Origin of the sequence: Candidatus Burkholderia verschuerenii, assembly GCF_001189365.1 — a bacterium.
Classification (GTDB): domain Bacteria; phylum Pseudomonadota; class Gammaproteobacteria; order Burkholderiales; family Burkholderiaceae; genus Caballeronia; species Caballeronia verschuerenii.
Map to the genome: position 1 here is coordinate 1 of NZ_LFJJ01000204.1, position 9,978 is coordinate 9,978.

The following is a 9,978-nucleotide window of genomic DNA, read 5'->3' on the forward strand; positions in this document are numbered from 1 at the left end:
GCATGCCTCGCCTCACATAACCTCAACTTCCCGAACCGCCCGGTGCGGACCCGCACGCCGGGTGGTGTGGCAGGGTGGTGTGGCAGGGGACCGGCCAGCTTGCTGGCCGCCCCTATGCCGATTCGTCCGCGCAAGTCGCTGCGTCGCGAAGATCGGCGAGTCGCTCAGTCGAAATTACCGCACTCGCTCGATAATCGCTTTTCATCAGCGGATTCGATTTCCAATTGTTAAGTCATACAAAAAGCGTCAACCTAATTGCGTTAAAGCAGACGTAATTAGCGCTCGGCGAAAATGTCAATCCGTGTGAATATGACGCGTCATTTGTCGTTTCATAACATTAACGAGATGGTACACTTCGCCCGCCGTGGCAAGGGTCCGCAGGCCCGATGGCCGGGCCTCGGATGTCGAAAGTTCGTCTAGCTTCTCATGCCCGGCAAGCCGTCCAAACGCGTTCTTTCTGTCAGTTCTTTTTCACAAACTCGATTAAAAATCCTTCCATCTGGCTTTTCGCTGGCGAAAAAAAAGCTGATGCAGTAACTTCATGCGTGCGCTAGCGCATGGACACACGTCCGGAACAATGCTTGCTAGTGCACAAGAGAACTCGAAGAAGCAAGTAAGAACGACCGATCACTTTCCGACTGATCGAACCATTGCCGACCATCCGGCTCGCGCCTTTCCGAACAACAACATGGCCGCCATTTTTGATTACCTGTTGGACCGCCAGATTTCCCGGCAATGGCGCGGCCTGCTTGCCGCGTTGGCGGAAGAATTCGAAACGCAGATCGGGCGCGTGGAACTGCGGCAGCTGATGCATCGCGTCGGTCAGCGTTTCGCCGATGCCCAGTCGCTTCCCGTCTGCAACTCGACAGCCGAACTCGCCGACGCGCTGAATACGCTGTGGCACGACACCGACTGGGGCTTCGTCGAACTATCCGATGAACGCGATTACTTGAGCATCGTCCATTACTGCGCGCCGTTGCCGGCCTTCGGCGAACGCGCGCTCGCATGGACGCCCGCATTCCTCGAAGGCGCGTATCAGCACTGGCTGAGCGCGCTCGGCGCGCAAGGGCTGGCGGTCGCGCAGGCAGGCGACGTCGGCGAAAACGGCGCGATCGCATTCCGGCTCGCGCGCGGCGCGGCCTGACGCAAACACGCAACATCGGCTCGTGACGTAACGAGCCCGCAACGAACGCACGACGACGACCATCCGAATAACGAGATAACGAGATGGCGTCATAAAGCACCACAAAGCAAAACGAAGCAGTACTGGCCAGATTCACCGCAAGCAAGGCATGACGAGGACGCAGCACCATGAATACTTCGCGCGACATCGAGAAGTTGTTCGACCATTTCGGCGGTAACGCCGATGATTATCAGGAAATCGGACGGGAAAACGAGGCGAAGACCGCTCGCACCCGCTGGCCGCTGCTTGCCACGCTGGATTTCGCCCAGCCCGCGATTCCGGAAATCGCGACGCGTCGCGACGGCCAGTTGAACGCGCCGCGAACTCACGTGCCCGCTTCCGATGAGCAGGCCGAACCCGCGCTGACGCCGATCAATCGCGGCAAGCCGCCGCTGTTCGCGCGGGCGCATCGTCGTGCGATTCCGCCGGTCGATTCGAAAGCCACGGTCGACGAACATCGTGCATCGCGTTTCGGCTCGCCTGCCGACGACACCGCGCCTGCCGAAATCGTGCAGACAGCGCCGACACCCGTTCCTCCGCCCGTCGTCGCGCCGGTACAACAACCACAGCCGGTACAACAGCCCGCGCAACAGCCGCCGTAACACGTTGCGCGCCGCGAACCCGCGCCGTCGATTCTCGGCAAGCTCTTCGATCAGAAGAGCGCCGCGCCCGCCGCGCCATCGACGTCGGCCGAACCCGATTCACTGAACTCGCTCTTTACGCGCCTGCGCGAATCCGCACCCGCCGACTCGCGCCTCGACGATTCCAGCCGCCCCGCGCGCGCCTTCCGCTCACGCTCATGAAAGTCATCACGGTAGTGTCCGCCAAGGGCGGCGTCGGCAAGACCACGCTCGCCGCCAATCTCGCGTCCGTGCTGGCCGCGAAACATCGTCGCGTGATCGTGCTCGATCTCGATCCGCAGAACGCGCTGCGTCTGCACTTCGGCATTCCGCTCGACAGCATCGACGGCATTTCGCGCGCGACGCTCAGTGGCGATCCGTGGCAGACCGTCATGTTCGACGGCATCGACGGCGTGACCGTGCTGCCCTACGGCGCGGTCGTCGAGGACGATCGCCGTCGCTTCGAGGCGCTGGTCGACGGCGATGCCTCGTGGCTCACGCATGCGCTGCGCTCGCTGGCGCTGGATTCGAGCGATATCGTCATCGTCGATACGTCGCCGGGTTCGTCAGTCTATACGCGCACGGCGCTGACGGCGGCCAACTTCGCGCTCAACGTCGTGCTCGCGGATGCCGCGTCCTACGCCGCGATTCCCGGCATGGAGCGCATGATCGACGCCTACGCCGCGCCGCGCGCCGATTTTGCCGGACAAGGCTACGTGGTGAATCAGGTCGATCAGTCGCGTCAGCTGAGCAAGGACGTGCTGAAGGTGCTGCGCAATATGCTCGGCACGCGGCTGTTTCCGGGCGTGATCCATCAGGACGAAGGCATCGCGGAATCGCTCGCGTGCGACACGACGCTGATCCACTACGATCCGCTTTCGCAGGCCACGGCCGATTTGCGTCAGTGCGGCGACTGGCTGCTGGCCGCCATCGATGCGATGCCCGCATCATCGAGGAAACAGGCATGAGCGCGTCAAAAATCCCTTCGCCCGAAACCGAAGTCAGCATGGCGCGCTCGCGGCTCGAGCGCCTCGTCGATGCGCGGCTGTGGGGCAGCAAGTTCCTGTCCGGCGTGATGATCGTGTTCGCGCTGTTCGCGTTCTACTTCGTCGTCACGACGCCGCTGGACTTCGGCTTCCAGCTGGCCTTCGCGATCGTCTGCTTTTGCGCGGCGATGTTCATGCGCCGCCTGCCGGGACAGTATCCGACGCTGGTGATGATCCTGCTGTCGATCGTCACATCGAGCCGCTATATGTTCTGGCGTCTCACCGGAACGACTTACTGGGAACGTCCGCTCGATGCCGCGTGGGGCCTGCTGCTGGTCGCCGCAGAAGTCTACGCGACGCTCGTGCTGCTGCTCGGCTACTTCCAGACCTCGTGGCCGCTCAAGCGCAAGCCGCTGCCCTTGCCCGCCGATCGCAGCCAGTGGCCGACCGTCGACGTCTTCATTCCGACGTACAACGAACCGTTGTCGGTCGTGAAGCCGACGATTTACGCCGCGCTCGCGCTCGACTATCCCGTCGACAAACTGGCGATCCACGTGCTCGACGACGGCCGCCGTCCCGAGTTCAAGCAGTTCTGCGAGGAAGTCGGCGTCAACTGGACGATCCGCACGCACAACCGTCACGCGAAGGCGGGCAATATCAACGAGGCGCTGAAGATCACCAAGGGCGAATACCTCGCGGTCTTCGACTGCGATCACATTCCGACGCGCTCGTTCCTGCAAATCTGCCTCGGCTGGTTCCTGCGCGACAAGCTGCTGTCGATGCTGCAAACGCCGCACCATTTCTTCTCGCCCGATCCGTTCGAACGCAATCTCGGCACCTTCCGCAAGGTGCCGAACGAAGGCGAACTGTTCTACGGACTCATGCAGGACGGCAACGACCTCTGGAACGCGACCTTCTTCTGCGGATCGTGCGCCGTGCTGCGCCGTTCGATGGTCGAGGAGATCGGCGGCATCGCGGTGGAAACCGTGACGGAAGATGCGCATACCGCGCTCAAGCTGCATCGGCTGGGCTATACGACGGCGTATCTCGCGATTCCGCAAGCGGCGGGCCTCGCGACGGAAAGCCTCTCCGGGCACATCGGCCAGCGGATTCGCTGGGCGCGCGGCATGACGCAGATTTTCCGGATCGACAATCCGCTGACCGGCAAGGGTCTGAAGATCGGCCAGCGGCTGTGTTATCTGAATGGCATGCTGCACTTCTTCTACGGCATTCCGCGTCTGGTTTTTCTGACCACGCCGCTGTCGTATCTGTTCTTCGGCGCGCATGTGATCGAGGCGGCTGCGAGCACCATCGCGATTTTCGCGTTGCCGCACATGGCGCACGCGAGCATCACCAATTCGCGGATGCAGCGCTCGTTCCGCCATTCGTTCTGGGCCGAAGTGTACGAGTCGGTGCTGGCGTCGTACATCACGGCGCCGACGCTGCTCGCGGTCATCAACCCGAAGCTCGGCAAGTTCAACGTGACGGCCAAGGGCGGCCAGATCGCGAAGGATTACTTCGACTGGTACATCTCGCGGCCGTATCTGTTCCTGCTGCTGCTGAATCTGCTCGGCTTTATCGCGGGCGTCGTGCATATCGTGCTGTACTGGCATGTTCGCAGCGAAGTGAACACGACCATCCTGAATCTCTGCTGGACGGTCTCTACAACATGCTGATTCTGGGCGCGTCGGTGGCGGCGGCGAGCGCAAGCAGGTGCGCAGCACGCATCGCGTGACGATGAAAATGCCCGTGATGCTCAAGTTCTCGACCGGCCGCACGCTCGCCTGCGAGACCATCGACTATTCGGAAGGCGGCGTGGGCGTCAAGCTGCCGAACGATATCGAAGTGCCGATGCACGAGCGCGTCACCGTCTCGCTGTTCCGTGGCGACGAGGAATACGCGTTCCCGGCGACCGTTGGTTTCACCGAACCCGGACGCGTTGGCCTGCGCTTCTCGCAACTCACGCGCGAGCAGGAATACGACTTCGTCAAAACCACCTTCGCGCGCGGACGCCTGGACCGGCTGGTCCGAAGGACGCCGCCCGGATACGCCGCTGCGCGGCCTGTCGCATGTGCTGCTGGTCGGCACGCGCGGCATCGCCGGCCTTTTCGAGCATCTCTACAGCGACTTGCGGACCTGGATGAACAAGAGCCCGTCGATCCGAACAAGCTGAAAACCAAAGACCAATGATGGGCAACCGACTGTCGAAGCCGCACGACGGCCATGATGTACAACAGAAACAACATGCGCCGCGATTCTGCGAAACGCCGCTCGGACGCATGCTGGCGGCGTGGATCGCGCTGCAAACGGGCTTCGCCGCGCCGCTCGCCGTCGCCGCAGATGCCGCGTCGGGCGCTGTAGCCGCCAAACCCGCCGCGACAATAACGCAGCAAGCGACAGGCGTCGGCAACGTGCCCGCGCCGAGTCCCGCCGTCGTCTACAACCCGGCGGCGATTTCGCAGCCCGCGCTCGCGATGCCCGTGCCCGCGTTCTCCGGCAAGCCCGCGCTGCCGCTCGCCTCGCGCGTGCCGACCACCGCCGATCCGGGCACGCTGGTGCCGGGCGGTCGTCGTCAGACGCTGACCTTCGCCGATTACGGCGCGCTCGATCCGCTGCAACTGCGCGGCACCGATGGCCAGAACGGCATCGCGTTTTCGGTGCGCGGCGACGAAGTCGTGACCGCGGCGGTGCTGCATCTGATCTACAGCTATTCGCCATCGCTGCTGTCGGAGATTTCGCAGCTGAAGGTGCTGATCAACGGCGAAGTCGCCGCGACCTTGCCGGTGCCGCGCGAGCAGGCCGGCACGCTGGTCGCGCGCGATGTCGCGATCGATCCGCGCTTCATCACCGAGTTCAATCACCTGAACGTGCAGTTGATCGGCCATTACACGCGTCAGTGCGAAGACCCGTCGAATTCGACGCTGTGGGCGACCGTCAGCAACGCGAGTTCGCTCGATCTGACGTACGCGTCGATCGCCAACAAGCCGGATCTCGCCGCGTTGCCGCAGCCGTTCTTCGACCGCCGCGACGTGCGACGCCTCGAACTGCCGTTCGTGTTCGCGGGCAAACCCAGTCTGACGACGCTCGAAGCCGCCGGCACGGTCGCGTCGTACTTCGGCTCGCTGGCGGGCTATCGCGGCACGATCTTCCCCGCGCAGACCGACAACGTGCCGCTCGCGGGCAACGCCGTGGTGTTCGCCGTCGGCGATGCGAAGATCGCGGGCGTCGATATTCCGCCGGTGTCCGGCCCGACCATCGCCGTGGTGGAGCGCGATGCATCGGCGCGCGGCCGTCTGCTGCTCGTACTGGGCCGCGACGACAAGGAACTGAAGATGGCCGCGAAGGCGCTGGGCGTCGGCCAGAATACGCTGTCGGGCACGAGCGCGACCATCACGCAATTCAACGATCTGCAACCGCGCCGTCCCTACGATGCCCCGAACTGGCTGCCGACCGATCGCGCCGTGCGCTTCGGCGAGTTGGCCGAGCAGCAGGATCTAACCGCCCACGGCTACGACGCCGATGCGGTGCGCGTGAATCTGCGCGTGCCGCCCGATCTGTTCATGTGGCAGATCAAGGGCGTGCCGATCGACCTCGGTTATCGCTACACGGTGCGGCCCGCGCCGGATCGCTCGTCGCTGAATATCAGCGTGAACAACGGCTTCGTGCAGTCGCTGCGGATTCCGGCGGTGTCGACGTCGACCTTCGATCTCGGCCAGTACTTTAGCCGCGTGATGCCCGACAAGACCGTCGCCGCGCGTCGCGAAGTCTATATTCCACCGCTGCTGATCACGCCGCGCGCGCAATTGCGTCTGCACTTCTATTACGACATCCCGAAGACCGGCGAATGCACGGGCCGCGTGCTCGACAACGTGGTCGGCGCGATCGATCCGAATTCGACCATCGATCTGTCCGGATTTCCGCATTACATGGCGCTGCCCGATCTCGCGGCTTTCGCCAACGGCGGCTTCCCGTTCACGCGTCTGGCCGATCTGTCGCAGACGGCCGTCGTATTGCCGAACGATCCGAACTCGGCCGATTACAGCCTGTATCTGCTCGAAATGGGCCGCATGGGCGCGTCGACGGGCTATCCGGTGACGGGCGTGACGGTGACGCTCGCGGGCGATGTCGATCGCTTCGCCGACAAGGACCTGCTGATTCTCGGCTCGCCGGGACGTCAGCCGCTACTGCAACGCTGGGCGAAGAACATGCCGTTCTCCGGCGACGGCGACGCGCGCACCTTCCAGCTTTCCGATGTCGGCTTCAAGCTGGTCGACTGGTGGCACGGCGAGCACGGCCCGGAACGCTCGCCCGCGCGCGCGGACCTGTCGCTCGTCAGTTCCAGCGGCGACGCACTGCTGACCGGCTTCGAATCGCCGCTGAAGAACGGCCGCAGTACGGTCGCGCTGATCAGCGCGGCGGGGCAATCGGATGCCGACTTGTCCGCCGCCCTGCTCGACAACGATCTGCTGCCGTCGATTCAAGGCGCGATGGCCGTGATTCACGGCCGCACGGTCACCGTGACATCGAACGGCGAGGCGTATTACGTCGGCCGTCTCTCGCCGATGCATTACATGCGCTGGGCGCTGTCCGCGCATCCGATTCTGCTCGTGTTCTCCGCCGTGATCGCCGCGTTGATCTTCGCCGCCGTCTTCTACCGTGCGTTGCGCTCGATCGCCGCGCGCCGTCTGAGGGACTGATATGCGGGTAATCGCCGCCAAAATGTTTTCCGGAGCCGTGTTTGCCGCTTCGTCGTTTCATCCGATTCCCGCGCCGGCCGCCCAGCAATGCGACTGGCCGGCGTACCGGATTTTCATCGAACGCGTGGTGCAGGCCGATGGCCGCGTGATCGACCGTTCGACCGATGCGCAGCAGACCACCTCCGAAGGCCAGTCCTACGGGATGTTCTTCGCGCTGATCGCGAACGATCGCGCGAGCTTCGATTGCATGCTCAACTGGACGCGGGTCAATCTGTCGGCGAATCAGTTCGATTCGAACTCGCTGCGTCTGCCCGCGTGGCAGTGGGGCAAGAAGCCCGACGGCACGTTCGGCGTGATGGACCCGAATTCCGCATCGGATGCGGATTTGTGGATCGCCTACGATCTGTTGCAGGCCGGACGTCTGTGGAAGGAACCCGAGTACACCAAGCTCGGCTACGCGCTCGCGACGCAAATCGCCAAACAGGAAATGATCGATCTCCCCGGACTCGGCCCGATGCTGCTGCCGGGACCGCAAGGCTTTCGCGTAGGCGACGTCACACGGCTGAACCCGAGTTATCTGCCCTTGCCGCTGTTGCGCGGCCTTGCGCATGAAATGCCCGATGGCCCGTGGGCGAAGCTCGCGCAAAGCGCCGCGCGCCTCGTGAAAGTCACCGCGCCGCGCGGATATTCGCCGGACTGGGGCGCGTACAAGAACGGCCAGTTCGTCGTCGATCCGAAGAACGGCGACATGGGCAGTTACGACGCGATCCGCGTTTATCTGTGGGCGGGCATGACGCCGTCCAGCGATCCGCTCGCGCGCGCGTGGCTCGATGCGCTCGGCGGCATGCGTCAGAGCGTCTCGCAAAACGGCTTCCCGCCGGAAAAAGTCGCGACCATGACGGGTGCGGCCAGCGGCGAAGGTCCGCTTTCGTATTGGGGCGCGCTCGCGCCGTACTTCAAGGCATTGAACGACGACCACGGTCTCGGACTCGCGCGCACGCATCTGGAAGCGCTGGCCGCGCCGGCGGGCGCGACGCGCGAGCCGGTGTATTACGACCGCGTGCTCGGGCTGTTCGGCGGTGGTTTCATCGACGGACGATATCGCTTCGACGACAACGGCCGCCTCGTGCCGAACTGGAGAAGCGCATGCTGATCCAGACCCGACATCATCTGATGGCGCTGGCCATCGCGGCCGCGCTCGCGCCCGCCGCGCCGCTGCAGGCGCAGACCGCCGCCGATCCGCTGCAGGTGCTGATCGATCAGGGCAAGTACTGGCAGGCGCACAAGCGCGGCGACCTCGCGGAACAGGCGTGGCAGAAAGTGCTGCGCATCAATCCGAAGCAGCCCGACGCGCTGTTCGGCATGGGCATGGTGCTCGCCGATCGCCGCGACGGCAGCGGCGCGCAGCAGTATCTGGCGCAATTGCGGCAGGTCGCGCCGACGTATCCGAATATCGACGAACTCGGGCGCAGGCTCGGCGAAACCAGTTCGCGCGATCAAACCGTGAACGATGCGCGCCGTCTCGCGCAAAGCGGACAAAGCGCCTCGGCGGTGCAGGAATACAAGCGCGCCATCGACGGCAAGCCCGCCACGCCCGAACTGCAACTCGAGTATTACCAGGCGCTCGCCGCCACGCCGCAAGGCTGGGACGAAGCGCGTCGCGGGCTCGACCAGCTCGCGCGGCAAAATCCCGACGATCCGCGCTATGCGCTCGCGTATGCGCAGCATCTGACCTATCGCGATTCGACGCGGCGCGACGGCATCGAGCGGCTCGAAAAGCTCGCCGGCGACAATTCGGTCGGCGCGGCCGCGAAGAAAAGCTGGCGGCAGGCCTTGCTGTGGCTGGGCGCGCGGGCATCGGACGGGCCGTTGTATCAGGCGTACTTGCAGACTTCACCCGATGACGCCGCCGTCAAGGCGCGTTTCGATTCGATGGTCCAGCAGGACGCGTCGGCACGCGAACGCGCGCAGGCCAACGCCGCCGTCGATGCACGCGGCCGCGTCGTCGCGGAAGGTTTCGCGGCGGTCGATCGCGGCGATCTGGTGACGGCGCAAGCGCGCTTTTCGTCGGTTCTCGCGAGCAGTCCGAACGATGCCGACGCGCTCGGCGGCATGGGCGTCGTCGCGCTTCGTCAGGAGCGGTTTGCGGAGGCGCGCAACTATCTCGAACGCGCTTCGCGGGCGGGCAATCCGGTGCGCTGGAAAAACGCGCTGACCAGCGCGACCTACTGGACCTACACGAGCGATGCCATCGGCGCGCGCAGCAACGGGCAGATCGCGCAGGCGAAGTCGCTCTTTGAACGCGCGATCGCCGTCAATCCGTCCGATGTCACCGCGCAGACGCTGCTCGGCGAAATGCTGCTCGCCAACGGCGATCCGCGCGGCGCGGAAGCGGCGTACCGGATGGCGCTGCGCCGTCAGGCCGACAATCCCGATGCGATTCGCGGGCTCGTCGGCGCGCTGGCCGCGCAAGGCCGTGGCGACGAAGCGCT

At 64.4% G+C, this 9,978-nt stretch carries 6 protein-coding genes and 1 pseudogene; all 7 read left to right on the top strand.

All coding sequences use genetic code 11. From position 1 onward, the window contains the following. Positions 1-688: 688 nt before the first annotated feature. Positions 689-1,144: a cellulose biosynthesis protein BcsD gene (bcsD, locus tag BVER_RS24650; RefSeq protein ID WP_050455515.1), complete on the top strand. Its 456-nt coding sequence runs from the start codon at positions 689-691 to the stop codon at positions 1,142-1,144. A 167-nt stretch (positions 1,145-1,311) separates the two neighbouring features. Next, entirely contained in the window at positions 1,312-1,785 is a 474-nt protein-coding gene (gene bcsP, locus BVER_RS24655; protein ID WP_050455516.1) for a cellulose biosynthesis protein BcsP, read from the top strand. Between the two features lie 197 nt (positions 1,786-1,982). Next, positions 1,983-2,771 (top strand): cellulose biosynthesis protein BcsQ, encoded by a 789-nt coding sequence (gene bcsQ / locus BVER_RS24660; RefSeq protein ID WP_050455517.1) that lies wholly within the window; start codon positions 1,983-1,985, stop codon positions 2,769-2,771. Next, positions 2,768-4,979, top strand: a pseudogene (gene bcsA, locus BVER_RS24665) (UDP-forming cellulose synthase catalytic subunit). Before bcsQ ends, bcsA begins: the two are co-directional and overlap by 4 nt. Next, complete coding sequence (gene bcsB, locus BVER_RS24670) at positions 4,979-7,486, top strand: cellulose biosynthesis cyclic di-GMP-binding regulatory protein BcsB (protein ID WP_050455519.1); 2,508 nt, start codon at positions 4,979-4,981, stop codon at positions 7,484-7,486. The pseudogene bcsA and the gene bcsB overlap by 1 nt, the downstream one beginning before the upstream one ends. Position 7,487: 1 nt before the next feature. After that, positions 7,488-8,639, top strand: coding sequence for a cellulose synthase complex periplasmic endoglucanase BcsZ (gene bcsZ / locus BVER_RS24675; protein ID WP_050455518.1), 1,152 nt, complete (start codon positions 7,488-7,490; stop codon positions 8,637-8,639). Beyond that, on the top strand, positions 8,633-9,978 hold a 1,346-nt coding region (locus BVER_RS24680), incomplete at its 3' end, for a tetratricopeptide repeat protein (protein WP_157056210.1). The genes bcsZ and BVER_RS24680, both read left to right, overlap by 7 nt.

Coding starts and splice junctions, on each gene's coding strand:
- bcsP (WP_050455516.1), top strand. CDS start 1,312: ATGAATACTTCGCGCGACATCGAGAAGTTGTTCGACCATTTCGGCGGT.
- bcsD (WP_050455515.1), top strand. CDS start 689: ATGGCCGCCATTTTTGATTACCTGTTGGACCGCCAGATTTCCCGGCAA.
- bcsZ (WP_050455518.1), top strand. CDS start 7,488: ATGCGGGTAATCGCCGCCAAAATGTTTTCCGGAGCCGTGTTTGCCGCT.
- bcsQ (WP_050455517.1), top strand. CDS start 1,983: ATGAAAGTCATCACGGTAGTGTCCGCCAAGGGCGGCGTCGGCAAGACC.
- bcsB (WP_050455519.1), top strand. CDS start 4,979: ATGGGCAACCGACTGTCGAAGCCGCACGACGGCCATGATGTACAACAG.